The sequence below is a fragment of the Cronobacter malonaticus LMG 23826 genome, from assembly GCF_001277215.2.
GTDB lineage: Bacteria > Pseudomonadota > Gammaproteobacteria > Enterobacterales > Enterobacteriaceae > Cronobacter > Cronobacter malonaticus.
Genome location: NZ_CP013940.1, coordinates 1,359,452 through 1,385,510, shown reverse-complemented (window position 1 = coordinate 1,385,510; position 26,059 = coordinate 1,359,452). Strand labels below are relative to the sequence as shown.

Below are 26,059 nucleotides of genomic sequence, written 5' to 3'. Positions count from 1 at the left end.
TTAAGCGGCTGCCCTGCCCGGCAGGCCGAAGCCTGCGGGGCGTAAGCGTCGCGGTGTGCGGCGACGCCGGGCGGCCGCGCCGTTTTACTGATTCAGCAGCGCAAGGATTTCCTGGGTTTTCGCCTGCATCAGTTCCGTATCCGCCCGCGACTCCACATTCAGGCGCACCACCGGCTCGGTGTTGGACGAGCGCAGGTTAAAGCGCCACTCGCCGAAATCCATGCTGATACCGTCGGTGCGGTCGATCCCTTTCGCCTGCGGCGCGAAATGGTCTTCCACACGCTTAATGGCGACAGCCGGCTGCGCCAGTTTGCTGTTGATTTCGCCGCTCGCCGGGAACGCCGCCATGCGGTCGCGCACCAGCTCGCCAAGCGACTGGCCTTTCAGGCACAGCAGCTCAGTCACCAGCAGCCACGGGATCATGCCGCTGTCGCAGTAGGCGAAATCGCGGAAGTAGTGATGCGCGCTCATCTCGCCGCCGTAAATGGCGTCTTCCTGGCGCATACGCTCTTTAATAAACGCATGACCGGTTTTCGACATGACCGGCGTGCCGCCCGCACCCTCGACCACGTCAACGGTGTTCCAGGACAGACGCGGATCGTGAATGATCTTCGCGCCGGGGTGTTTTTCGAGGAACGCTTCGGCCAGGAGACCGACAATGTAGTAGCCCTCGATAAACTGCCCGGTTTCGTCGAACAGGAAGCAGCGGTCGAAATCGCCGTCAAACGCGATACCCATATCCGCGCCATGTTCGATAACCGCGTTGCGGGTGTCGTCGCGGCACTCCGGCAGCAGCGGGTTAGGAATACCGTTCGGGAAATTGCCGTCCGGGTTGTTGTGAACCTTGATGAACTGCACCGGCACGTTCAGCGCTTTGAAGCGCGCTTCGATGGCGTCCACCACCGGGCCAGCTGCGCCGTTGCCGGAGTTAATCACCAGCTTCAGCGGCGTGAGGTTTTTCACATCGATGTAACCGAGCAGGTGATCGATATAGGCATCACGCAGGTCGATTTTTTTGTAGCTGCCACGGGCGGCTTCATTCACCGGCGGGAAGTCGTTCGCTTCAGCAAGACGCTGCACGTCACGCAGACCGGTATCGCCGCTAATCGGGCGCGCGCCTTCGCGAACCAGCTTCATGCCGTTGTAGTCCATCGGGTTGTGGCTCGCGGTCACTTCGATGCCGCCGTCCACGCCCAGGTGGAACGTCGCGAAGTAAATCTCTTCGGTGCCGGAAAGCCCGATATCCAGCACATCAACGCCCGCGTCCTGCAGGCCTTTCGCCAGCGCCAGCTTCAGCGCTTCGCTGGTCAGGCGCACATCGCCGCCGAGCACGATGGTTTTCGGTTTCAGGAACTCGCCATACGCGCGGCCGATGCGCCACGCGATATCTTCATTTAACTCTTCGCCCAGACGCCCACGAATGTCGTAAGCTTTAAAACAGGTTAACTTTTCCATTTGTTATCTCTTGGGTTCTCTTTTTTTGTCGGAAAATGCGCAGGATGCCTGCGCCTCACACCCGGCCGTAACGGTCGGCGAAGCGGATCACATCGTCCTCTTCCAGATAGGTGCCGGAGCGCACTTCAATCAGGTCGAGCGGGATCTTGCCGGGGTTCTCCAGGCAGTGTGTGGCGCCGAGCGGGATGTAAACCGATTCGTTCTCGCCCACCAGTTTCACCTCGTCGTTAATGGTCACCTTCGCGGTGCCCGCCACCACAATCCAGTGCTCGGCGCGGTGGTGATGCATCTGCAACGACAGCCCTTCGCCCGGCTTCACGGTGATGCGCTTCACCTGGTAGCGTTCGCCCTGATCGATGGAGTCATATTTGCCCCACGGACGGTACACTTCGCGGTGAATGTGATGCTCATGGCGGCCGTCGGCTTTGATTTTCTCGACCACTTTTTTCACGTCCTGGACGTGGTTACGGTCGGCAATCAGCACGGCGTCTTTGGTCTGCACTACCACGAGATCTTTCACGCCGACGGTAGTCACAAGGCCAGACTCGGCATAGACGTAGCTGTTTTCGGTGTTGTGCGAAATCACGTCGCCGTGATGCACGTTGCCTTCCGGCGAATGGTTGGAGATCTCCCAGAGCGAAGACCAGGAGCCGACATCGCTCCAGCCTGCGTCCATCGGCACCACCACCGCGTCGGCGGTTTTTTCCATCACCGCGTAGTCGATAGACTCTTCCGGGCAGGCCAGGAAGGCTTCTTCATCAACGCGGATAAAATCGAGATCCGGGTCAACGGTGCTCATGGCTTTTTCGCAGGCGTCCAGGATATCCGGGCGGAATTTCGCGAGTTCTTCCAGATAGCGACCGGCGCGGAACAGGAACATGCCGCTGTTCCAGTAGTATTCGCCGCTGTTGACGTAGGACTGCGCGGTCTCCAGATCCGGCTTTTCGACGAACTGGGCGACGCTGAAAGCAACGGCGTCCACCGCCACGTCCGGGTTAGAGACTTCGCCACGGCGAATGTAGCCGTAGCCGGTTTCCGGCAGGTTCGGCACGATGCCGAAAGTAACCAGCTTGCCGCTTTCGGCAAACGGCATCGCGGCGCGCACGGCGTTGCGAAACGCGTCTTCGTCCTGAATCACATGGTCAGCCGCCAGCACCAGCATCAGCGGATCGGTCTCCGGGCTGTTGCGTTTCGCCGCCAGCGCCGCCAGCGCGATAGCCGGCGCGGTGTTGCGACCGGCAGGCTCCAGAATAATGTTTTCGGTCAGCTTGTTGAGCTGGCGCAGCTGCTCGGCGACGATAAAGCGATGCTGTTCGTTACAGATAACCACCGGGCTTTCGCACTGCACGCCGTTTAAGCGGCAGACGGTGGTCTGGAGCATTGTCAGATCCCCTTTCAGGCAGAGGAACTGTTTTGGGTAAAGCACGCGGGAAAGCGGCCACAGACGGCTGCCGGAGCCGCCTGCCATAATTACCGGAAAGAGTTTTGACTGACTCATGGCTTAACCCCGAATATCAGCGATAAATTGGCTTAACACGTTCTCTTTTTCGAGCGTGCGTTCGGCATATTCACGTGCCACCGTGTTGTCTTTGGGCAGCGCCAGCGCGCTGACGATGCCTTCTGCCAGCGCATCCACCGACTCTGGCTCTACGCAGACGGCGATGCCCGGCTCTTCAAGGCAGAGCTGGCCAAGCTCGGTGTCGGCCTCGGCGGTGATCACCGCATTGCCGCCCACCGCCAGGATATTGGTGAGCTTCGACGGCAGGACCGCGTCGGCCGCGCCGCGCTTCTGGATCACCAGATGGCAATCCGCCATCTTCAGCAGCGCCGGGAGCGCTTCATAAGGTTGCAGCGGGAAGAACTTCACGTTCGTCAGCCCCCGCTCTGCGACCATCTTCTCAAGGCGCGCTTTGCCACCGCCCTGACCGACAATCGCGAAAATCCACGGCTCGTTGGTGAACCGCGCCGCCACGTCGATGGCGTTCTCCAGCCCCTGTTTCTCCCCGATGTTGCCGGAGTAGAGGATGATTTTTTTATCCGCCGGCAGGCCAAGCTGGCTGCGTAGCGCCTCAACCTCTTCGGCTTTCACCTCCCGGAACCGCGCCACTTCGGACCAGTTCGGGAAAAAGATCACGCGCTCAGGGGGAACCCCTTTTTCTTTGGCTTTGTTCATCATCGAGCGCGAAATGGTCGAGACGTTATCGACGTTATGCAGACCGCTGCGTTCAAAGCGGCTGGCGAGACGGGCAATTTTGCCCCCCTTGCCGCGGCCCGCCATGCCAAGACCGAGCATGGCGTCCACTTCGTAATCCTGTATGTGCAACACGGTTTTGGCGCCGGAGAGCTTCGCCAGCAGGCGCATGCCCGGCGTGCAAAACAGGGTTGGCACAACACCGATGATGCGATCCGGCTTCCAGCGACGCTGGGCCAGCAACGGGAAAAGCGAACTCGCTGCAAAGCTGCCGAGATGGATCAGGCGTTTTAACGTAGAAGGCTGTTTCGGGACATAAAGCGGGCAGCGCCACACCGTGGCGGCGCCCTGCTCTTTGCGCCAGCGCCAGGAGGAGTAGTTCTCCCCCACTTTCCAGGCCGGGTAGTAAGGCGGTGCGGTAATCACCCGCACCTCATGACCCTGACGGGCCATCCATTCCACCATCTCGCCGGTGTACTTACCAATACCGGTCAGCTCCGGCGAGTAGTTAATGCCGTAAACCAGGATTTTCATAAGCCCGGCACTCCGGCAAAACGTTCAGCCATGAAATAGGCGCGGCTGTTATCGTGCACATCTTCACTGGCCACAATCGAGGCGGGCGACTGCCAGCGGTAAGCTTCGTGCTGCTCTTTGGGCAGGTTGAGCTCATCCGCGTTTACGCGCAGGCGGAACCCCAGCACGATGTAGTGGGTGGTGAAGTCGGTCCCGGAGAAGTTGTCGTCATAGAAGTGCTGCCAGACGCCGTAAAACTCTCCCTCCGGCATCGAAAAGCGTTTGCCAAGCTCCGCCTGCGTCAGGCGTTCAAACGCCTGCGCCAGCGGCTCATCTTTCTGAACCCGACCGCCTGGCACGAACCAGAAGCCCTGCGCCGGACGGTTGGTGCGATGACCGAGCAGGAACTCCCCCTGCTCGTTCTCGACAATCAGATCGATGGAGATAAGCGGCGTGGAGCGCACCACGGTGGCAAAATCTTCCTGACTTAAAAACATCCTTACCCCCGGAAACGATGCTGGTTTTCAAGGAACCACTGGTAAGTGCTGGCAAGGCCCGCCTCCAGTGAAATCTCGTGATACCAGCCCAGTGAGTGCAGACGGGTGACGTCGAGCAGCTTGCGCGGCGTACCGTCCGGTTTAGAGGCGTCAAACACCACGCGGCCTTTGTAGCCCACCACTTTGGCGATGGTCTGCGCCAGCTCGCGGATGGTGCAATCCACGCCGGTGCCGACGTTGATGTGCGACAGCATCGGCTCGGTGTTCTCCTGCCACACCTCGCGATCCAGCTCCATCACGTGAATGCTGGCAGCGGCCATGTCATCCACATGCAGGAATTCACGCATCGGCGTACCGCTGCCCCATACCACCACGTCCGCGGCGTTTTCCTGGGTCGCTTCGTGGAAGCGACGCAGCAGCGCCGGGATCACGTGCGAGTTGCTCGGGTGGAAGTTGTCGTTCGGCCCGTACAGGTTGGTCGGCATCACCGAGCGGTAGTCGCGGTTATGCTGGCGGTTGTAAGACTCGCACAGCTTGATGCCCGCGATTTTGGCGATGGCGTACGGCTCGTTGGTGGGCTCCAGCGTGCCCTGTAACAGCTCGCTTTCCGCAATCGGCTGGTTCGCCAGCTTCGGATAGATGCACGACGATCCGAGGAACAACAGCTTGTTCACGTTGTTCAAATGAGCCGCGTGAATGATGTTGCTCTCAATCATCATATTTTCGTAGATGAAGTCCGCCGGGTAGGTGTTGTTGGCGACAATACCGCCCACCTTCGCCGCCGCCAGGTAAACCTGATCCAGCGCGGCGTCCGCGAAGAACGCGTTCACCGCCGCGCTGTCCAGCAGGTTCAGCTCGTCACGCCCTTTGAGCACCAGCTCGACGTCGTCGCGCTGCTCAAGCTGGCGAACGATGGCCGACCCCACCATCCCGCGGTGGCCGGCCACAAAAATACGTTGCTTTTTCATGCTCAGGACTCCAGCGCGATGGCAACCTCGTAGCCGTGAGATTTCAGCAGCGAGTGTTTCTTCGCAGCTTCGAGATCTTTCGCGACCATTTCAGAGACCATTTCCTGCAGGGTGATTTCCGGTTTCCAGCCCAGTTTTTCGTGTGCTTTGGTCGGGTCGCCCAGCAGGGTTTCCACTTCAGCAGGACGGAAGTAACGCGGGTCAACCTGAACGATCACGTCGCCCGGTTTCACGCCCGGTGCGTCATGGCCGGTCACGGAAACCACGATGCCTTTCTCTTCCACGCCTTTGCCTTCAAAGCGCAGTTTGATACCCAGCTGTGCGGCCGCCATTTCGACGAACTGACGCACGGAGTACTGCACACCGGTTGCGATAACGAAATCTTCCGGCTGTTCCTGCTGCAGCATCATCCACTGCATTTTCACGTAGTCTTTGGCATGGCCCCAGTCACGCAGGGAGTCCATGTTGCCCAGATGCAGGCAGGATTCCAGGCCCTGTGCGATGTTGGCGATAGCGCGGGTGATTTTGCGGGTCACGAAGGTTTCGCCGCGGCGCGGGGATTCGTGGTTGAACAGAATGCCGTTGCACGCGTACATGCCGTAGGATTCACGATAGTTTACGGTGATCCAGTAAGCGTACAGTTTCGCGACTGCATACGGAGAGCGCGGGTAGAACGGGGTGGTTTCTTTCTGCGGGATTTCCTGCACCAGACCATACAGCTCAGAGGTGGATGCCTGATAGAAACGGGTTTTCTTCTCCAGACCCAGGAAGCGGATGGCTTCCAGCAGGCGCAGGGTGCCCATGGCGTCCACGTCTGCGGTGTATTCCGGGGATTCGAAGGAGACCGCTACGTGGCTCATCGCGCCCAGGTTGTACACTTCGTCCGGCTGCACTTCCTGCAGGATACGGGTCAGGTTGGAGGTATCGGTCAGGTCGCCATAGTGCAGGTGGAATTTCGGGTTGCTGCTGTGCGGATCCTGGTAGATATGGTCAACACGCTCGGTATTGAAAGAAGACGCGCGGCGTTTGATACCGTGGACTTCATAACCTTTCTCAAGCAGAAACTCAGCCAGATAGGAGCCATCTTGTCCGGTTACGCCGGTAATGAGAGCAACTTTACTCATAATTTGTTTTTCCTCTGTTTAAATCGGACTTTGCCTGGCTCACCAGGCCGTTTGTTAATTCAGGGATCAGTGTCCTGCTCCCCTTTCCCAAACCCTCTCGGCTTGAGAGGGGAAATCGGTGTGGCGTGAAGGGTTACTCCCCTTCCACCCGGTCGCGAACGATCTGCGCCGGATTGCCACGACAAATCTTGTTGGCTGGCAGCGTCTTAAATACGCTGCTTCGCGCGCCGACCACCGTACCTGCGCCGATGGTGACGCCCGGTGCGACAAACACATCCGTCGCAAGCCAGGCCTTCTCGCCAATCACAATCGGCTCGGCGGTAATATCAAAATGCTTGCTCATGTAGTCGTGGCTGCCGGTGCACAGGTAGCATTTCTGCGACACCACGGCGTTGGCACCGATGGTGATATCCCCGAGCGTGTACAGCACCGCGTCATCCCCGACCCAGGCGTAATCGCCAATGGTTAATTTCCACGGGTAGGTAATTTGCACCGAAGGGCGAATTACCACGCCTTTGCCAATTCGCGCGCCAAATAACCGTAATAAAAAAGCGCGCCAGCGATATAATATTTGCGGAGACCAGGCAAACAGCGTCGCCTGAACCGCCCACCACAGTTGAACCTTAATAGGGTGCCCACCCCGGAAGCCTTTCGGCACCGAGAATCCGCTTAAATCCTGCATATGCTTTCCTTATGGCAAGGCTTTATGCTTTGTTATACAGCGCCTTAGCTTTTCCGGTCGTACGCATGCGTAATAAATAAGAAAGTTCTGTTAATATTCCAGGAACCCGTAATATGTTGCGCTGAACTTTTTTAGCGTCCTGACATAATTCCAGATTATTCGAGGTTGACACGCCGCCCATTGAGAATTCTGACACCAGCCCTTTCAGCTTTTTAAAGCCGTAGCCGGATTTATACATTTTGGCGGTTAACGCGTAATCGGATGAGACTTTATATTGCAGATCGTAGGGGTACTTTTTAAGCCCGGAAACCGGGAAGAAAATGGCCTGATGGCTGGCCGGCAGGCTGTGGTAAATATACCAGCCGCTTTTCGCGCTGCGGCGAATTTTATTGCCGTCGCCAAAATCAAGCAGCGCGTCGCCAATATACATCGCATTGTCATTTGCCGGTGCGGCAGCCAGCTGGCGCGCCACGTCAGCGACGGACGGGTGAAATACGTCGCCGGAATTCAGAAAAATCGCAAAGCGACCGTTGGCCATTTCAATGCCTTTATTCATTGCATCATAAATGCCGTTGTCTTTTTCGCTGACGAAGCGCAGGTTGTACTGACCGTTGAGATCTTCCAGGAACTGCGCGGTGCCGTCGTTGGAGCCGCCGTCCACCACAATCCATTCGAACTCGATCTCAGGAGCCTGCGCCAGGTGGGCCAGGGACTGCCAGGTCTTCACCACCCCTTCGTAATTGCGCCAGGCGACAGTAATTACACTTAAAAGCATCCGGGCCTACCTCATCAGGAATCTGTAATGTTTAACGCTTTACGCAGAATAAACGGACAAACAATTAAGAACGCATATTCCGGGCTAAAAATCGAACCGGTAAAAAACAGGGATACAGGTGTAAATAACCACAGCTGCACACGAAAATTCTGATTATTACCAAATGCGTTAATCATCATTTTCCCGACCCTGAACATATACCAGCCGGTGAGTAACACTGCGAACCATGAAAAATAAATGATTAGCAGGTAGAGCCCATTGTCTATTGTTTTTCCGACGTCCGCACCGTTAAAAATTCCGAATGATGCGACATATTCGTAAAGCGAACCAAAACGCACTACACCATCGATATTCGTCAGCGAATATCCCACCATCACCAGCGGGCCGATGATGCGATAATAGGATGACGAACCCTCTGTGCCTAAATCACCGATACGCTCCGCGATATACGGGAAGGCGAACACCACGCCCACGATAAAGACAGCCAGGGAAACAATTGCCAGCGGCAACTTTTTACGAATCGCGTTTTTATTAAGATACTGAAACGCCCACTCAAGCAAATAAAACAGGATAAATGTCATCACGCCCGAAAACGAACCCGATAAGACTATCCCTAAAAGAATCATACCATCGGTTTTTGGGGTTTTGATACCAAACTGTTTGATGCTGAGCCAAATTGAGATTAATGCCAGAGCGAAGAACGCCGGCTCGAAATACATCGCCGTGGTGCGTTTGCCGCCAAACTTAATGAAATTGAGTACATAGCTGTTGCTGTAGATGAGGAACTTCGAGATGTTCTCCATCAGACTGCTGCCGCCGGTCAGGATAATCTGCGCCATCTCCAGCGCCGCCAGCGTGACGATAAAGCCCACCACCAGGTAGAACAGCCGCAGAATTTTGCGGTAGTTACGCGGCGAGATGGTCTTAAAGCGAATGCTCCATGTCATCCCGATGATGATAACGATGTAGAGAAACAGCATTGTCGAGGTGACATATTTACTGGCGTCGAGCGACTTACCAAACACGTAGTTAAAGAGTGTCAGGCCAGCGCCGATCCCGAGCGCGATCATCAGCTTCTTCAGGTTGATTTTGTCGACGAACAGCAGCAGCAACACCGGCAAAAACGTCACAATCGTAATCGGGAAACTCTCGCCGAGCTGCGCCAGTTTGACGTTCACTACAAGGTAGATGAACGGCAGCAGCAGATAGCTACAGATTCTGATAGAACGAGACATACTCCTCCAGCATCTGTTGGCCACTGTACGCTTCCCGGCTGCGCGCCCGGAAGGCCTCAAGCGTCGTGCCGAAAACCGCTTCGGCGATCTGCGCCTTGCCGCGCTGCGCCAGCAGCAACGCTTCACTCTCATCGACCGTTTTACCGCCCGACTTATTGAGCACTTCCTGCGCCGCCTCGCTGTGCGTGGCGATGACCGGCACGCCGATGGAGAGCGCTTCACACAAAATCAGCGGGTAGTTATCGACGCGAGAGGTAAAGAGCAGCGCGTCCATCTGATTCAGCTCGTTCATCAGCTTGCGTTTGTCGGTCAGAAAGCCGTGGTTAACCACGTTGGCACCTTCAAACGGCGAGAACTTGCCGAAGGTATGCACTTCCACTTTATCGCCAAGCGCCACCAGATCGCGCACCAGGCGCTGATTGGTTTTGCCGTCGTAACGCAAATCGTGCGCCACCACCGCGATTTTCGGCGCGCCGGTGCCGGGCGGCATCAGCGGCAGTTCGGCGAGAATCGCTTCCGTCGCCACATCAATGCCGTTGTTGATAATTTTGCAGCGCCCTGCCCCGTAGAGGCTGTTAAAGGCATCCGCCACGTGCTGGCTTGGCGAAATAAAGTGGCAGCCGAGCGCCAGCATGTCGCGAAAACGCTGGCGTTTGTTATCGACCAGGCTGTGTGCGCGGTCGATTTTCACCGGCGGATAGTTATCAAGCGTCGGGCACTTCTGGCAGCCGGTTTTCCAGCCTTCGCAGCCGTCGAGAAACGCGCAGCGCCCGGTAACGCTCCAGTGATCGTGCAGCGTCCAGACGAAAGTGACATCACGCTTATGCGCTTTCAGCTTCTGGCAGAACGCCACCACTTTATCGAGATTCAGCCAGTAGCTGTGTAATACGTGAAAGTGCAGCACCACCGGCCCGTCGGTGCGGGTGATGCGGCGATAAAGGCTGTCGAGCGAGCCAAAGAGATCCTGGTTTACGAAACGGAACAGCGCGATATTGGCAATGGACGTCAGGCGCGGCGTATGTTTTTCCACTTCCGGGAAGTTGTCGTGACTGACGCTCTTTTTGCCGCCCTTGCCGTAGCCGTAAATAAAACGGGAGCGCATCCCTTTTTGCAGGGCGCGCTGGTGAAGATCCAGCGCCACGCCTGCCGCGCCGCCTTCTGCGAGGCGGACATTAAATTGTAATATGTTCATTTAATTACCTTCACCCGCGCTTTTTCGCCCACCACCAGCGCATTGTCCGGCACGCTGTCCAGCACCACGCTGCCTGCGCCTACCGTAACGTTATTGCCGATGGTGATATCGCCAATGATCACCACGTTCGCCCCAAGCTCCACGCCGTTACCAATTACCGGGCAGGCGAGATTGTCCGCGCCGCGGTTGCCGATGGTGACGCCATGGCGAATGGTGAAATCATCGCCCGCCACCACGTTTTTATTGATAACGACGGCGTAGCCGTGGTGAATGGTGAAGCGGCGGCCAATGGTGGCGGCGGCCTGAATTTCATACCCAAAGAGACATTCGGTAAAAAAGCGGTAAAGCAGCAGCACCGGTGCTGCCCACAGGTTGTTAAGCACGTTTTTTTTGCGCCACACCGAGCAGAAGTGCGCGATGCGATAGGCGACCACCATGCAGCAGGGGCGCAGGTTCCATGAATTTGCGCGCAGATCCTCAAGCAGCATTATTTCCCCCGCAGGCTGTCAGCCAGACGTTTGGTATTACGCACCGACAAAAGCGTCAGCAGCGTGCGCCAGTTCATGCGCTTATTACGGATCTGATAGAGCGTAAAGAGCTGATACTTTTTGCTGGCGCGGTCGAATTTATCTTTATGTTTGCGGTAGAAGTGGAAATACCCGGCAAACTTTTTCGCCGATTTGGTTATCTGCATTTCGCCGTGGTTGATATGCAGAATTTGCGTCGCCTCTTCCACTTTCCACGGCTCGCCGTAGGTCACGACCATACGCAGGAACATGTCGTAGTCCTGCGCGGCGGCGAGTTCGTTATCAAACAGCGACTCTTTGAAACGCCACGCCCAGGTAAACACCTGGTTGCCGACGATGTTGCGCTTAAAGAACAGCTTCAGCGACCACGGCGATTTCGGGTAGAGCGGCAGGCTGGTCGGCTGCGAGTAGACCTGGCCTTCGCACAGATAGTCGTTGGCGTAGAGAAACGCATGCTGATTGAGCTTTTCTTTATGCGCCAGGAAAACCGACAGACGGTTCGGCATCCACTCGTCATCGTCGTCGATGCCGGTGATGAATTCGCCCTTCGCCTGCAGAATGGCCTGGTTGCGCACCGCGCACGCGCCGGAGTTAAAGTCGTTACGCGTGTAGCTGACGCGCGGATCGTTAAGCGCCAGAACGAAGTTTTGCAGCTGTTCCCAGTTGCTGGAGCAGTCATCGACAATGATAAGTTCCCAGTTGTCGTAGTCCTGGCGCAGCACGGAATTGATCGCCCGGATAGCCAGTTGCTGGCGATTCCACGTCGGCATGTAAACAGAGACTAAGGGGCGCGCGGTGCTGGTCATTGTGGTTTCTCCGAATGCTTAATGGATGTTATGCACGTTGCCGCAAGGGCGTAGCCGCATCAGGCTGCGCCGTGTTCGTTGCCCTCACCCCCGCCCTCCTCCGCTTTAAAGAGGAAGAAAATAAGCCTGCCGTTTGGGGTTGCTTACCCTCCCGCAGGAAGCGGGAGGGTGGGGTGAGGAGGGACGCAGCTACTTGTGGTCCGATTTGTACTCGTACTCGTAGTAGCCGTAGTCCTGATAGCCGGAAGCGCGACGGAAGATGGAGTTGAGGATAACGCCCTTCACCTGGATGCCGTTCTGCTCGAAGCGGCTCAGGCTGGTCTGCACTTCTTTCAGGGTGTTGACCGCATAACGCGCGACCATCAGCGTCGTACCGGCGTGGCGGCCAACAACGGCGGCATCGGTCACGGCCAGAATCGGCGGCGTATCGATAAGCACCATGTCGTAGTTAGCGCTCGCCCATTTCACCAGCTCCCCGAAACGTTCGCTCATCAGCAGTTCCGACGGGTTCGGCGGTACCTGGCCGCGCGGCACGAGGTCGAAGCCCGGCACAGAGGTTTTCTGCGCGCAGCGGCTGATATCGCCCTGGCCTGCCAGCACATCGGAAAGCCCGTTGACGTTGGTGGTGCCGAGCAGTTCATGGGTGTAGCCCTTACGCATATCGCAGTCGATAAGCAGCACGCGTTTGTGCGTCTGGCTGATAACCGCCGCCAGGTTGGCGCAGACAAACGTTTTACCGATAGACGGGCTTACGCCGGTCAGCATCAGAACGTTGTTCGGTGCCTGCATCATGGCGAAGTGCAGGCTGGTGCGCAGGCTGCGGATAGCCTCGATAGCGAGATCCGTCGGGTTGCCCACCGCCAGCAGCTGGCTCTGTTTAAAGCGCTTAACGCCTTTGACGGTTTTCACGTTGTCGCGCGATTTCTGCCACTCAGAGAGCGGGATGCTCGCGTAAACGTTGATACCGGCCTCTTCCAGCGCCAGCGGGCTTTCGATACCGCGGTTAAACAGCGAGCGCAGCAGCACAATCACGATAGAGAGCAGCAGACCGAGAATAATGCTGCCAAGCACGATCAGCGCTTTTTTCGGCTTCACGACGCCCGGTTGCGTAATCGCCGGGTCGACGATACGCACATCGCCCACGGTGCTCGCCTCGGTGATTTTCAGCTCCTGCTGTTTGTTCAGCAGTTGCATATACACCTGCTGGCCCGATTCCACATCGCGGGTCAGACGAACGATTTCCTGCTGGGTTTTCGGCATCGCGGTGACGCGGTTATTCAGCTTCGCCTTTTCGTCTTCCAGCGCTTTACGTTTTTCAAGCAGCGTGCGGTACGCCGGGTGCGCTTTGGTGTAGAGCTTGGAGATTTCCGCCTCTTTGAACGTCAGCTCGTTAAGCTGGGCGTCAATGTTCACCATGGAATCCAGCACCGCTTTGGCCTCCAGCGGCAGGTCTACTGAATCCTGCTGCTGGCGATACGCGTTGAGTTTGTTCTCAGCGACGTCCAGATGCGCGCGGACTTCCGGAAGCTGTTTGGCGAGGAACGCCAGGCTTTTGGCCGCTTCTTCCGATTTACGCTCGATGTTCTGTTCAAGGTAATTGCGGGTAATGCTGTTGAGAATATCGCGGATCTGATCGCGATCTTCACCCATATAGGTGAGGCTCAGCACGCCAGTATCTTTCCCCGTTTCGGTGACCGTCAGGTTGTTCTGCAACTGATTGATCATGCCGAGCGTAGAGTATTTGGTGACGGTAAACTCGCTGCCTTCCTGCGCGTGGATCTCGCTCACCACCATTTTCACGCCGTCTTTGCTCAGCGGTTTGCCCACTTCGCCGCGAGCGCTAAAGCCGCCGCTGCTGGTGAGCTGATACTGGTTGGGGCCTGTCACCGCGACCGTGAACTCATCCTCCGCCATGCCTTTCGGCAGCTCGAACGTGGTCACTTTAATGGTCTCGTTGGCGCGCCCCATCAGACGTTCCCAGCCGGAACCAAACAGCGGGAAGGTCTTTTTCTGAACGGCGATGTCGAGATCGAGATCGTCAACGGTTTTGCCGAGCACCAGACGGGACTGGATCAGCTGAATTTCCGCATCCGATGCGGGCGGCTTGTTCTGAAGCGCCGTGCTGATGTCCTGCACCAGCGAGTTGCCCTGATTCTGCTCTATCTGTACCAGCGCGTCGGCGCTGTAGATGGGAGTGGCGAACATGACATAAATCAGCGCGCCCAGCGCGAACAGCGCCGTAATGCCAAGCACCCACCAGCGCGCTTCCACTACGGTGCCGACCAGGCGTCCGATATCTATTTCGTCACCGCCCTCCACCGGGGCGGCAGAATGTCTCACTTTTTCAGTCATCGTTATCCCTGCTGCGTTTTCAGTGCCTGCGCCCACTGGCGGGCAGAGTGATCCAGAAGTCCGTAAACCGCTTCAAAAGCGTCCCGGCTCTTACGATACGGGTCGGGAATATCGCGCTGGTCGTCCCAGTGACCGAACAGCATCACTTTGCCGCGCATCTCCGGCGCCATTTCGCAAATCGAGGCGACATGGCGCTTTTCCATCGCGAGGATTAAGTCGTAGTCGCGGCACATGGCGCTGGTTATCTGGCGGGCCTCATGGCCCTCCAGAGAGAGGTCATGCGCAGCCGCCACGCTGACTGCGCTGGCGTCCGCGCCCTTCCCGACCAGCGCGCCAAGCCCTGCGGACGCGACCGTCACATCCGGCAGGTAGCGCTTAAGCAGCCGCTCCGCCGTGGGGGAACGACAGATGTTCCCCACGCAAACCACAAGAATTTTGTTAAACATAGGCATTACCAGTTGTGTACGTCGCTTGCCGTATCCGTCATATAACGGACGCCACTGATGGTCGGCAGCAACTGGTTGATAAGACGGTTCCAGCGCGCCACCGGTGCGGTGGTGACATAGACCACGTCATACGGTTGCAGACGGAATTCCGTCGCCATAATGAGCGACGTCGCATCAGACATATCAAGCTGGTAAATGTTGGCAATCTTGCCGCCGCGCTGGTTGTCGCCGCGCAGAGGACGGATAACGAAGATGCCGCTCGCGTTGGACGTCGTCAGATCGATGCCTTCGGCCTGGCCGAGCGCTTCGGTCAGCGTCATGCCGCTGAAGTCCATTTTGAGCGTACTTTGTTTCTTCACTTCGCCCATCACGAAGACTTTCAGATCGTCGTTACGTGGAACGAATAAGATGTCGCCCGGATAGAGCAGATGGTTCTGGCTCAAATCGCCGTTCTGCATCAGCGCCTGCAGTGAGATGCGGCGCTCCTGGCCGTTATGGGTCAGCACGACGTTGCGCCAGTCGGCGGCGTCGGTCAGGCCACCCGCGGCGTTAATGGCGTCCAGTACGGTCAGCGGCACGTTGGTAATCGCCTGCTGGCCCGATTTCGCCACCTGGCCTGAGATATACGCTTTCTGCGAGCGGAATGCGGCGATATTAACGTCCACCTGCGGGTCAGCGATGTACTGCGCTAAACGGCCGGTAATATCGCTGCGGATTTCGGCGAGCGTTTTGCCTGCCACGTGGACTTTACCAATGTAGGGATAGAACATGGTGCCGTCCGGCTGGACCCAGTTACCGGTGTCGCTGGAGCTACGGTACTGGCCCGCAGGCGTGGTGAGTTCCGGGTGATCCCAGACGGTGACGTTCAGTACGTCGCCCGGCCCTACGCGATACTGGTAGTTGGCAATCTCCTGGTCGAGAGACATATTCGGCTGAGCCACATTCGGACGGGGACGTAATTGTTCTACCAGTCGCGGCGTCAGCGGATATACGTTCACCATCCGGTCAAGATCAAAGTCTGCATCCTGTTGCTTGATCACGTCCTTTCCCATCGTAGACATATTGCTGCCGGGAAAAACAGTGCAACCGCTCATCAAGGTTACAGACACCAATAAAGGCATCAATTTCAGTCTGGATTTCATCATTGAATTTTTATCACTTTGGCAGAGTAATTATTCTGACCCTTTAAATAAGCCACCGTACCGCTTGTTCCTGCATCAAGAATGCGGCGTCAGGCGCCAGAATATAACTGGAATCATTCCTAAAAGTCGCTTATTTACCCATATACTATTGACAGAATAATTGAGGCTAATTGACAGACTTCAGGCACGCTACCGCCCTTGGCTTTCAGTTACCAATCTACTGCAAAAACAGACGGTTATATTGACACACCCCTGTGAATCCTCTTCCAATTGGATTTATCTTATTGAAAGAGACGGTTCATTACGCTGGCGCACTGCTCATCCAGAACGCACAAAGAAAACTCCTTGTGTGCCGGTGGGAATAAGAAATGCTGAGTGGATTGTTGCAGCTAAAGTTTTAGCAGGCAAGTTAACGCACCGTTACAGTGCTGTTTTTAAGAATAATATGAACGCCCCATTTTATTACTTTTAGGATTTTCTTCATGTTGACAGGCAGGGGCGATTAAACTACGCAGATAATTTAATTAAGAAATATCCGGGTAATAATATTATTTCATTCTTTTTCATTATGACCAGAATATGGCATCTGGCTATTAATTAGCATTTATTTGCCATTTTTGGTTAATTTCCAGCCACACTTCATCATTAAGATAATTCTGTCTCGCGTTGCAATTTAAGCGCGACTTATCCAGGATCATCAGACTGCTATTTATCTTAAAAGGTAACTGACCTCATATGGAATGGATTGCCGACCCCTCTATCTGGGCAGGTCTGGCCACGCTGATTGTGCTGGAGCTGGTGCTCGGAATCGACAACCTGGTGTTTATCGCCATCCTTGCTGAAAAACTCCCTCCCGCCCAGCGCGACCGCGCGCGCGTCACCGGCCTGATACTGGCGATGATTATGCGGCTCGGCCTGCTGGCCTCCGTCTCGTGGCTGGTGACGCTCACCACGCCCCTGCTGACGATAAAAAGCTTCAGCTTCAGCGCCCGCGATTTAATTATGCTGCTGGGCGGCCTGTTCCTGCTGTTTAAGGCGACCGTCGAACTCAACGAGCGGCTTGAAGGCAAAGATACCGAAAACCCGACGCAGCGGCGCGGCGCACGCTTCTGGGCGGTGGTGGCGCAAATTGTCATTCTCGATGCCGTGTTCTCGCTCGATTCGGTGATTACCGCAGTGGGCATGGTGGATCACCTGGCGGTGATGATGGCGGCGGTGATTATCGCGGTCTCCCTGATGCTGCTGGCGAGCAAGGCGCTGACGCGCTTTGTGAATAATCACCCGACGATCGTGATTCTCTGCCTCAGCTTCCTGCTGATGATTGGCTTTAGCCTGATAGCCGACGGCTTCGGCTTCCATATCCCGAAAGGCTATCTTTACGCGGCGATTGGCTTTTCCATTATTATCGAGGCGCTCAACCAGCTGGCGATTTTCAACCGCCGCCGTTTTCTCTCCACTGCCAACCAGACGCTGCGCCAGCGCACCACGGAAGCGGTGATGCGCCTTATCAGCGGCAAGAAAGAAGACGCCGACCTCGACCCGCAGACGGCGTCACTGATTGCCGATTACGACAATCATCCGCTGTTTAACCGTCAGGAGCAGTTGATGATTGAGCGCGTGCTGAATCTTAACCAGCGCACTGTCAGCAGCATCATGACGTCCCGCCATGACGTCGAGCATATCGATATCAACGCTCCCGAAGCGCAGGTGCGCGCGCTGCTGGAGCGCAATCAGCACACCCGCGTGGTGATCCGCAGCGACGAAGATGAAGACGATCTGCTTGGCGTGGTGCACATCATCGACCTGCTGCAACAGTCGCTGCGCGGCGAGCCGCTCGATCTGCGCGTGCTGGTGCGACAACCGCTGGTCTTCCCGGAAGGGCTGCCGCTCCTGAAAGCACTGGAGCAGTTCCGTAACGCACGTACCCACTTCGCGTTTGTGGTCGATGAGTTTGGCTCGGTGGAAGGCGTGGTGACGTTAAGCGACGTCATGGAAACCATCGCCGGTAATCTGCCGAACGAAGTGGAAGAGATTGACGCGCGCCACGATATCCAGAAAAACGCCGACGGCAGCTGGACCGCCAACGGCCATATGCCGCTGGAGGATCTGGTTCAGTATGTGCCGCTGCCGCTGGATGAGAAGCGCGAATACCACACGCTCGCCGGGCTGATGATGGAATATCTGCAACACATTCCGGGTGTGGGCGAAACGCTCCAGGTGGGTCATTACCAGCTTAAAACGCTGGAGGTGGAACACCATCGCATCCAGAAGGTGCAGATAACCTCCCAGGCCGTGACTCAGGAAACGCCGACCGACGCGGCGTAGCGCCATAAAAAAAGCGGCCGCCAGGGCCGCTTTTTTTGTGAGAAATGCCTTACAGCTTATCGAGCAGTTTTTTCACGTCCTTTCCGTTACTGCTCTCTTTGTGGCGCTCGCTCCAGTCGCTCAGACGACGCTTCGCTTCATCCTGCAGATGTTTACGCAGTAACTGATCAACCTGCAGATTATAGTTAAGCGCGTTCCACGGGCCGTAAACCCGCAGCGGTACCGGCGTGGTTTTCAGCCACTGCACCAGCTTATCGTCGCCTTTCCAGCCGTCCGTCACCTGCACCTTAAAGCGGGTGTCGCACTGTTCGCGCACCAGATCGAGCGTGCCCTCGCCGCTTAAGGCCAGCAGTGAGGATTGCCCCTGCATCTCATCAAGCGTGAGCTCGCCGTGGTCGAGCGTCGCGTGCGTGGTGAAACTGTCGAGCGTGGTGGCGTTGTCGAAATCTTCACGCGCGCTCACGCCGCCGCCGCTGCGCTCCACCGCCTGCTGGATCAGCTGCTGGAAGTTCAGCCCTTCCATGCGGCTGCCCTTGAGTGCAAGCGTCGCCTCGCCTTCCCAGTTTTCACGGAACGCCTGCGCGTCGATACGGTCACCCGCAAACGTACCGTTGACGCTCATTTTACCGGTGAGCGCGATGGGGTAATTAAAGGCGCGCAGGATATCGCCCACTTCAATCTCTTTCGCGTTAACCGTAAAGCGCGCCTCGGGCACATCGTCGCGCGCGTCCAGCGTTCCCGGCAGCGACAGCTCGCCCGCGCCAAGCTTACCGCTGAGCGCAGAGAGCGTCAGCAGCCCCGCCTGATTGCGCATCTGCGCGTTCACATCGCTGAACGTCAGCCCGCGCCAGCGTATGCTGTCGGCCTTAATACGGGCGCTGGCGTTAAAACCGCGCAGCCCCGTGTAGGGCGCCTCTTCCACTTCGGAGGCGATCACCGGGCGCGGCAGCGCATTCTGCTGGCCCTGCTGGGCGACGGCAGTCGTGGTGGCCGGATCGGGCGCGAGCAGCTTTTCAAGATCCAGCGCGCCGAAATGCAAATCGAGATCCCAGACCGGCGTGTCGCCAAGCGTCACGCTCCCCTGTCCGGCAAGCTGGCTGTCGTTGGCTTTAAGATTAAGCGCGCTGAACTCCAGCCGTTTATCACGCTCAAGCCAGCGGGCCTGGAACGTGCCCTCGCCTGCGATGCCGTCGCGCGGCAGATCCGCGCCGCGCAGTTGCCAGGAGAGTTGCGAAACCGTGGCGTTCAGGGTTTGCGGGTAGTCGGCCGCATTCAGCGCGGCGGTGAGAGAAAGCGTCAAATCGCGCTGGTCGCGGCTCACTTTGCCGCTCAGCTCAAGCTGCGCGTCGTGATGCTCGTTCTGCTCCATTTGCAGATTGATGTTGCGAACGGTGATTTGCTCATCATCTTTATGCTGGAACACCAGTACGCTGTCGGCCACTTTAAGCCGGGCGATATCGAACGACCAGCCGCGGGTATCTTCCACCGGCGGCGCGCTGTTTTTCGGCCCGGCCGGCGCACCGGGTTCGTGGCGCGCTTCGCTCTGAGGCGTAAGCTGCACGACCGCGCCTTTCAGCATCACCTGACGCACCGAGAGCTGGTGCGACAGCAGCGGAAACAGCGCCACGTCGAGGCGCATGTTATCGGCGCTCACCAGCGGCTGGCTGGCGCCCGGCGCGGTGAGGCTCATCCGGCCCGAGAGAATGCTAAGTTGCGGCCAGACGTGCCAGCGCAGCGGACCGTCCAGCCTGAGCTGATACCCGCTGCGCCGTTCAACCTGGCTTATCATGTAACTGCGAAAATCGTTGGGATTTACCAGCATCACCAGCGCGGAGAGACCGGCGAAAAACACCACCAGTAAGATCATCAGCGTGGTCAGAACTCGTCTCATGGCATCCTCTGCAGACCGGCCCGCGGGCGCTTAGTCTTTGTCTATACGGCTGGCGACAGCACCCTGCTGATCGCGGTATTTCGCATCCTGACGACGGTTGTAAGGACGCTCTGCCGGGCCGGAAAGCGGCTCGAAGCTCAGCGCGCCAATCAACATGCCAGGGCGCAACGCCAGGGGCAACTTACCTGAATTATAGAACTCCAGCACAATACAGCCCTGCCAGCCTGGATCGATACGGTGCGCGGTAACGTGCACCATCAGCCCGAGCCGCGCCAGCGACGAACGACCGTCGAGCCAGCCCACCAGATCCGCCGGCAGCGTGACGGACTCATAGGTCACTGCCAGCGCCAGCTCGCCCGGATGAAGATAAAACGCTTCGCCGTCGTTCAGCACGATTTCATCGCTCATCACGCGATCGAGCGCCGCGCTCACCTCATCTTTCGGACCGCTTAAATCGATAAACGCGGCGGTATGGCCGCGGAAGGTGCGGAATTTATTGCCAAGACGCACATCCACCGTGGCGCCGTTAATGCGCTCCACCGGCGGACGCGGGGTAATCGCCAGTCGGCCTTCATCCAGCCAGGCTTCAATATCTCGGTCACAAAGACGCATTACACTCTCCTGATGTGTTCAGGCTTCCGGCATCTGCCGAAAGCCTGAGGGTAACTTCTGGAACGGTACACGCAAAACGCAGCTTATTCAAAGAACTGGCTGATTTTCGCCTTGAGAATATCGATAGCGATGCGGTTTTTGCCTCCGCGCGGCACGATGATGTCGGCGTACTGCTTCGACGGATCGATAAATTGCAGGAACATCGGGCGCACCGTTTTCTGGTACTGCGTCATCACAGAATCCATAGAACGGCCGCGCTCGTTGACGTCACGCTTAATGCGGCGCATCAGGCAGATATCCAGCGGGGTATCGACGAAAATCGAGAAATTCATCTCTTCGCGCAGACGCGCGTCGGTGAGCAGCAGGATCCCTTCCAGAATAATCACCTTTTTCGGTTCGATATGTACCGTCTGCGCGGTACGGGTGTGCTCCACGTAGCTGTAAACCGGCAGCTCGATGGGTTTACCTGCTTTCAGCATTTGCAGGTGTTGAAACAGCAGGTTGTGATCCATCGCGTTCGGATGGTCATAGTTGGTTTTAACCCGCTCCTCCATGGACAGATGGCTTTGATCCTTGTAATAGCTGTCTTCCGGAATAACACCAATGTGTTCATCACCGACCTGCTCACGCAGCTCCCGATAGAGGGTACTTGCGATAAGGCTTTTACCTGAAGCCGATGCGCCGGCGATGCCGATGATGACGCATTGATGGGACTTGTCAGTCATAAATTAGCGACCTGGTTTACATAATAAAGAGAAAAGGAAGGGTGACGCCGTCGCGCCAGACGCGGCAATTATAGGGATTTCACGAAATTGATACCAGTCGATGCTGCAATCGTGAGAATAAGTGCGCAAATTCTGTCGCGCATGGCAGGCGAAAAGCGCGGTTTTTCGCCGTGTAAACAGGCATTAAGCGAGATGTCAGCGCGTCGGTGCGCTTTTATTCATTCACCGCAGTTAATTTATGAGCAGACGCCATAGGAATTGTAAATTGTTTGTACTAGCATAACCGAAACATTTTTCCTGATGCGTCCGGGTATTGCACCTGACGGCAATGCCTATGCGGATTATGTGGTAATGATTAAAAAAAAGAACAAGCAGGAGCTGGCGGCCACGCCGCATCCACTGCTGCGCTTAGCAAGTCTCGGCTTGCTGACTTATATTTTCACGCTCTTCTCGCTTGAGCTGACGCTTTTCGACACGCTGCTGGCCCCGCTGTGGTTCCCGACCTCCATTATGATGGTGGCGTTCTTTCGCCACGCCCTGCGCCTGTGGGTGCCGATTGCGCTTGTTTGCGGCGCGGGCACGGTGCTCGCGACGCTGACGCTCTTCCCGCCTGCACATCTTGAGCTATCGTATACCGCGATAAACATTGTCGAAGCGCTGGTAGGCGCGGTGCTGCTGCGCAAGTTACTGCCCTGGTATAACCCGCTTAAAAACCTCAATAACTGGCTGCGGCTGGCGTTCGCCAGCGCCGTGGTACCGCCGCTGGTGGGCTGTTTTTTGCTGACGGCCCTCAGTGACGGTCACGTGACGCTGCGCCTGGCGCTGGTGTGGATTTTATCGGAAACCATCGGCGCGCTGGCGCTGGTGCCGCTCGGGCTGCTGTTTAAAGCGCGCTACCTGCTGCGCCACCGCAGCCCGCGCCTGCTGGCCGAAAGCCTGGCGACGCTCTGTATCACGCTTATCTGTAGCTGGCTCGCGCTGCACTATATGCCGTGGCCGTTTACTTTCGTCATTGTGCTGCTGATGTGGAGCGCGATTCGCCTGCCGCGCCTTGAGGCGTTTACCGTCTTTCTCGCCACCGTCATGATGGTCTCTTTTGTTATCGCCACAAACCCCGCGCTGCTGGATTTGCCGCACGAAGGCGTGATGATCAACGCGCCGTGGCTGCCCTTTTTGATGATTCTGTTGCCCGCGAACGTCATGACGATGGTGATGTACGCCTCGCGGGAAGAGCGCAAGCTGATTACCGAGAGCGAAACACGCTTTCGCAACGCGATGGAATACTCCGCCATCGGCATGGCGCTGGTTTCCACCGAAGGCGGCTTTTTACAGGTCAACAAAGCGCTCTGCACGTTTCTCGGTTACACCCCGGAGCAGCTCGCGAACATGAGCTTCCAGCAGCTCACCTATCCGGAAGATCTGCATGCCGATATGGAACAGGTGGAGAAGCTGCTGAACGGCGAAACAAACAATTACTCCCTCGAAAAACGCTACTACACCCGCGCGGGGGATGTGGTGTGGGCGCTACTGGCAGTCTCTATCGTGCGCCAGCGCGACGGCTCGCCGCTCTATTTTATCGCGCAGGTGGAAGATATTACCGAACTCAAGCGCACCGAATGGGTAAACAAGCGCCTGATGGAGCGCATCACGCTTGCCAACGAAGCGGGCGGCATCGGCATCTGGGAGTGGGAGCTTGGCACCGACGTGCTCGCGTGGGACCAGCGCATGTTTGAGCTTTACGAAGTGCCACCGCATACGCGCCCGACGTACCAGCTCTGGAAATCGCGGCTGCTGAAAGAAGATGTCGCCCACGCGGAAGCCACGATTCAGGAGGCGCTGCGCGCGCGCATGCCGTTTAAACTTGAGTTTCGCATTCAGGTGAAAAACGGCGTGCGCCACATTCGTGCGCTCGCCAACCGCGTGCTCAATAAGCAGGGCGAAGTGGAGCGTCTGCTCGGCGTGAATATGGACATGACCGAAGTGAAACAGCTCAATGAAGCGCTGTTCCAGGAGAAAGAGCGCCTGCATATCACGCTCGATTCCATCGGCGAAGCGGTGATTTGTACCGATGTCGATATGAACGTCACCTTTATGAACCCGGTCGCTGAGAAGATGAGCGGCTGGCGTCAGGAAGAGGCGATTGGTCAGTCAATCCTTGCGATTTTGCGCATCACTTTTGGCGATAACGGCCCGCTGCTGGACGATGTTCACAGTGGTGAAGCCACGCATGCCGGGGCCGGCATTGAACAGGACGTGGTGCTGCACTGCCGCAGCGGCGGCAATTATGATATTCACTACACCATCACGCCGCTGAGCACGCTCGAAGGGGAAAATATCGGCTCCGTGCTGGTTATCCATGACGTTACCGAATCACGCAAAATGCTGCGCCAGCTGAGCTACAGCGCCTCACATGACGGCCTGACCCATCTCGCTAACCGCGTCAGTTTTGAGACGCACCTCAAGCGGCTGCTGCAAAGCGTCAGCGACACCCATCAGCGCCACGCGCTGGTCTATATCGATCTCGACCGTTTTAAAGCGGTGAACGATACCGCCGGGCATGCGGCGGGCGACGCGCTGCTGCGCGAACTCGCCTCGCTGATGCTGGGAATGCTGCGCACCACCGACGTGCTGGCGCGCCTGGGCGGCGATGAATTCGGCCTGCTGCTGCCGGATTGCAGCCTGGAGAACGCCCGCACCATCTGCGAGCGCATTGTGGCGGCCATCAACGAATACCCGTTTGTCTGGGAAAGCCGCCTGCACCGTATCGGCGCCAGCGCGGGGATCACTATTATCGATGCCTCGAATAATCAGGCGCAGGACGTGATGTCGCAGGCGGATATCGCCTGTTACACCTCGAAGAACGCCGGGCGTGGCGTGGTGACGGTCTACGAGCCGCACCAGCAGCAATTGCATAATGGCCGCGGCACGCTGACCGCCCAGGAGCAGCAGCGTATGATCAATGAGCATCATCATGTCCTGATGGTACGCCCGGTCGCCTCGCCGCGCGTGCCGGAAAGCGCCAGCTTCTGGCTGCTGTCGCTGCGCCTGTGGACCAGCGAAGGCGAAATGATAGAAGAACACAGCTTCCGCGCGGGGCTTAACGATCCTGAGCTGATGCAGGCGCTGGATACCCGCATGCTCACCGATTTCTTCCGGGATCACGCCGCCAGCGTGGCGCAAAAAGGCGTCGGCGTGGCGCTCACGCTTTCCGGCGCGACGCTGTTAAACGCGCAGCGTCTTGATGCCCTGCTGGCGCAGCTCGCCGCGAGCCCGCTGCCGCCGCGTCTGCTGCATCTGGTTATCAATAGCGAAGTACTGATGCAGGACGCCGCTACGGCACGCCGCCATCTGGCGCGCCTGCGGGAAGCGGGCTGCCGGGTCGTGCTGAGCCATATCGGTCGCGAACTGGAAGTCTTTGAACACATCTCCGCCGCCTGCGCCGATTACATTATGGTGGCAAGCGATCTGGTGGCCGACGCCCATGCGAGCCTGATGGATGAAATGCTGCTGACCATTGTGTTGGGCAACGCGCGACGCCTCGGCCTGCAAACCATCGCCGGGCCTGCCGATCAGCAGTCATTGCTGGAAACGCTCGCAAATATCGGCATCGATCTGGTTTATGGCGAAACCGTCGCCCAGACGCAGCCGCTGACCGCGCGTCTCGCCACCAGCTATTTCTCTATTCACTGACTGGCGTCTGCCACGCCGTGGCGTACCAGACGTGCAACAGCGCGTAGGTGCGCCACGGCTGCCAGCGTGCGGCATAGCGCCGGATCTGCGCGGGCGTCATCGGTGCGAAACGCTGCTTAATCAGATAATCGTCCGGCAGAAAAATATCCGGTGCCTGCCAGCCGCGCATCGCGAAATAGTTCGCCGTCCAGGGGCCGATGCCCGGCAGTTGCGTCAGCGCTTTCACGCCCGCCGCCACATCTTCCGGGCAGGTGAGCGGAAACCGCCCGGCCAGATGTTCATGGGCGAGCTGGATAAGCGCCCCGGCGCGCATCAGCGGCATCCCGAGCGCTTTCAGCGTCGCAGGATCGGCGCGCGCTATCTCCTCGGGCGTCGGAAACCGCCAGCCAGTGCCGTCCTCAAGCTCCATCCCCACCGCCTGCACCACTTTGCCGGTTAGCTTCGCCGCCATCGCCACGCTCACCAGCTGTCCGAGAATCGCGCGCACGCCCTGCTCAAACACATCCACCGAACCCGGCAGCCGCAATCCTGGTCTGTCGGCGGCAAGCGGCCCGAGCGTCTCCAGCATCGGCGTCGGATCGAAACGCAGATCGAACAGCCGCATCACGCGCGACTGTACTTCTTCCGCCACCGGCAGCAGGCCGTCGCTCATCTCAAGCGTCACCGTTGCGTGCGCCGGGTGCGGCGTGACGCTAAACCAGCCCTGATGCCCGCCGATAGCCAGCGTGCGCCGGTAGCGGCTTTCGCTCACCTCTTCAATGCCCGCCACGGCACGATCGCCCAGAAAGCGTAACATCCACGGCCAGTCGTAAGGCGGCTGATAGCGAAGCGTAAACATAGCGTCTCCTTTGTTTTTGATTTCTAAAGCTTAATCGCTACGGCCTTTTTTTGCCTTGCGTAGTTATTCCATT

21 protein-coding genes are annotated in these 26,059 nt (G+C 57.5%); 2 read left to right on the top strand and 19 right to left on the bottom strand.

Annotation, left to right across the window (positions count from 1 at the left end; genetic code table 11):
• Nucleotides 1–84 precede the first annotated feature (84 nt).
• The 15 genes from cpsG to AFK66_RS06360 form a co-directional block, all read right to left on the bottom strand.
• Entirely contained in the window at nucleotides 85–1,455 is a 1,371-nt protein-coding gene (gene cpsG / locus AFK66_RS06430) for a colanic acid biosynthesis phosphomannomutase CpsG (protein ID WP_023898435.1), read from the bottom strand.
• A 55-nt stretch (nucleotides 1,456–1,510) separates the two neighbouring features.
• Entirely contained in the window at nucleotides 1,511–2,953 is a 1,443-nt protein-coding gene (cpsB, locus tag AFK66_RS06425; RefSeq protein ID WP_007776323.1) for a mannose-1-phosphate guanyltransferase, read from the bottom strand.
• A gap of 3 nt (nucleotides 2,954–2,956) precedes the next feature.
• On the bottom strand, nucleotides 2,957–4,180 hold the full coding sequence (gene wcaI, locus AFK66_RS06420; protein WP_023898433.1) for a colanic acid biosynthesis fucosyltransferase WcaI: 1,224 nt from the start codon (nucleotides 4,178–4,180) through the stop codon (nucleotides 2,957–2,959).
• Nucleotides 4,177–4,656: a GDP-mannose mannosyl hydrolase gene (locus tag AFK66_RS06415; RefSeq protein ID WP_007699452.1), complete on the bottom strand. Its 480-nt coding sequence runs from the start codon at nucleotides 4,654–4,656 to the stop codon at nucleotides 4,177–4,179. Before AFK66_RS06415 ends, wcaI begins: the two co-directional genes overlap by 4 nt.
• Before the next feature lie 2 nt (nucleotides 4,657–4,658).
• Nucleotides 4,659–5,624, bottom strand: a complete 966-nt coding sequence (gene fcl / locus AFK66_RS06410) for a GDP-L-fucose synthase (RefSeq protein ID WP_004386769.1) — start codon at nucleotides 5,622–5,624, stop codon at nucleotides 4,659–4,661.
• A 2-nt stretch (nucleotides 5,625–5,626) separates the two neighbouring features.
• Nucleotides 5,627–6,748: a GDP-mannose 4,6-dehydratase gene (gmd, locus tag AFK66_RS06405; protein ID WP_004386768.1), complete on the bottom strand. Its 1,122-nt coding sequence runs from the start codon at nucleotides 6,746–6,748 to the stop codon at nucleotides 5,627–5,629.
• Nucleotides 6,749–6,881: 133 nt separating this feature from the next.
• Complete coding sequence (wcaF, locus tag AFK66_RS06400) at nucleotides 6,882–7,430, bottom strand: colanic acid biosynthesis acetyltransferase WcaF (protein ID WP_007776345.1); 549 nt, start codon at nucleotides 7,428–7,430, stop codon at nucleotides 6,882–6,884.
• 22 nt (nucleotides 7,431–7,452) lie between these two features.
• Nucleotides 7,453–8,205: a colanic acid biosynthesis glycosyltransferase WcaE gene (gene wcaE, locus AFK66_RS06395; RefSeq protein WP_007699457.1), complete on the bottom strand. Its 753-nt coding sequence runs from the start codon at nucleotides 8,203–8,205 to the stop codon at nucleotides 7,453–7,455.
• 14 nt (nucleotides 8,206–8,219) lie between these two features.
• Nucleotides 8,220–9,440, bottom strand: coding sequence for a colanic acid polymerase WcaD (gene wcaD, locus AFK66_RS06390; protein WP_007776346.1), 1,221 nt, complete (start codon nucleotides 9,438–9,440; stop codon nucleotides 8,220–8,222).
• A complete protein-coding gene (gene wcaC / locus AFK66_RS06385; RefSeq protein WP_023898431.1) occupies nucleotides 9,415–10,632 on the bottom strand; it encodes a colanic acid biosynthesis glycosyltransferase WcaC in 1,218 nt (405 codons plus the stop codon). The genes wcaD and wcaC overlap by 26 nt, the downstream gene beginning before the upstream one ends.
• Nucleotides 10,629–11,117: a colanic acid biosynthesis acetyltransferase WcaB gene (wcaB, locus tag AFK66_RS06380; protein ID WP_029464221.1), complete on the bottom strand. Its 489-nt coding sequence runs from the start codon at nucleotides 11,115–11,117 to the stop codon at nucleotides 10,629–10,631. Before wcaB ends, wcaC begins: the two co-directional genes overlap by 4 nt.
• Before the next feature lie 2 nt (nucleotides 11,118–11,119).
• A complete protein-coding gene (gene wcaA, locus AFK66_RS06375) occupies nucleotides 11,120–11,965 on the bottom strand; it encodes a colanic acid biosynthesis glycosyltransferase WcaA (RefSeq protein WP_007776351.1) in 846 nt (281 codons plus the stop codon).
• 189 nt (nucleotides 11,966–12,154) lie between these two features.
• Nucleotides 12,155–14,317 (bottom strand): tyrosine-protein kinase Wzc, encoded by a 2,163-nt coding sequence (gene wzc, locus AFK66_RS06370; RefSeq protein WP_007776353.1) that lies wholly within the window; start codon nucleotides 14,315–14,317, stop codon nucleotides 12,155–12,157.
• Between the two features lie 2 nt (nucleotides 14,318–14,319).
• On the bottom strand, nucleotides 14,320–14,763 hold the full coding sequence (wzb, locus tag AFK66_RS06365) for a low molecular weight protein-tyrosine-phosphatase Wzb (protein ID WP_004386760.1): 444 nt from the start codon (nucleotides 14,761–14,763) through the stop codon (nucleotides 14,320–14,322).
• Nucleotides 14,764–14,768: 5 nt separating this feature from the next.
• Entirely contained in the window at nucleotides 14,769–15,908 is a 1,140-nt protein-coding gene (locus AFK66_RS06360) for a polysaccharide export protein (protein ID WP_032969940.1), read from the bottom strand.
• 732 nt (nucleotides 15,909–16,640) lie between these two features.
• Here AFK66_RS06360 and AFK66_RS06355 point away from each other — a divergent pair.
• Nucleotides 16,641–18,230 carry a TerC family protein gene (locus tag AFK66_RS06355; protein WP_023898429.1) on the top strand — a complete coding sequence of 530 codons (1,590 nt, stop codon included), beginning with the start codon at nucleotides 16,641–16,643 and terminating at the stop codon, nucleotides 18,228–18,230.
• 49 nt (nucleotides 18,231–18,279) lie between these two features.
• Here AFK66_RS06355 and asmA read toward each other — a convergent pair whose 3' ends face one another.
• The 3 genes from asmA to udk form a co-directional block, all read right to left on the bottom strand.
• Nucleotides 18,280–20,121, bottom strand: coding sequence for an outer membrane assembly protein AsmA (asmA, locus tag AFK66_RS06350; RefSeq protein WP_007776361.1), 1,842 nt, complete (start codon nucleotides 20,119–20,121; stop codon nucleotides 18,280–18,282).
• Nucleotides 20,122–20,151: 30 nt separating this feature from the next.
• Nucleotides 20,152–20,733, bottom strand: coding sequence for a dCTP deaminase (gene dcd / locus AFK66_RS06345; protein WP_007699522.1), 582 nt, complete (start codon nucleotides 20,731–20,733; stop codon nucleotides 20,152–20,154).
• Between the two features lie 83 nt (nucleotides 20,734–20,816).
• Nucleotides 20,817–21,458 carry a uridine kinase gene (udk, locus tag AFK66_RS06340; protein WP_004386755.1) on the bottom strand — a complete coding sequence of 214 codons (642 nt, stop codon included), beginning with the start codon at nucleotides 21,456–21,458 and terminating at the stop codon, nucleotides 20,817–20,819.
• Between the two features lie 300 nt (nucleotides 21,459–21,758).
• On the opposite strand from udk, the gene AFK66_RS06335 reads away from it, so the two are divergent.
• Complete coding sequence (locus AFK66_RS06335; protein WP_007776365.1) at nucleotides 21,759–25,148, top strand: diguanylate cyclase; 3,390 nt, start codon at nucleotides 21,759–21,761, stop codon at nucleotides 25,146–25,148.
• Here the strand turns inward: AFK66_RS06335 and alkA are convergent.
• Nucleotides 25,138–25,986: a DNA-3-methyladenine glycosylase 2 gene (gene alkA, locus AFK66_RS06330; protein ID WP_007776367.1), complete on the bottom strand. Its 849-nt coding sequence runs from the start codon at nucleotides 25,984–25,986 to the stop codon at nucleotides 25,138–25,140. The two genes, AFK66_RS06335 and alkA, sit on opposite strands and share 11 nt — an antisense overlap.
• Between the last annotated feature and the right edge of the window lie 73 nt (nucleotides 25,987–26,059).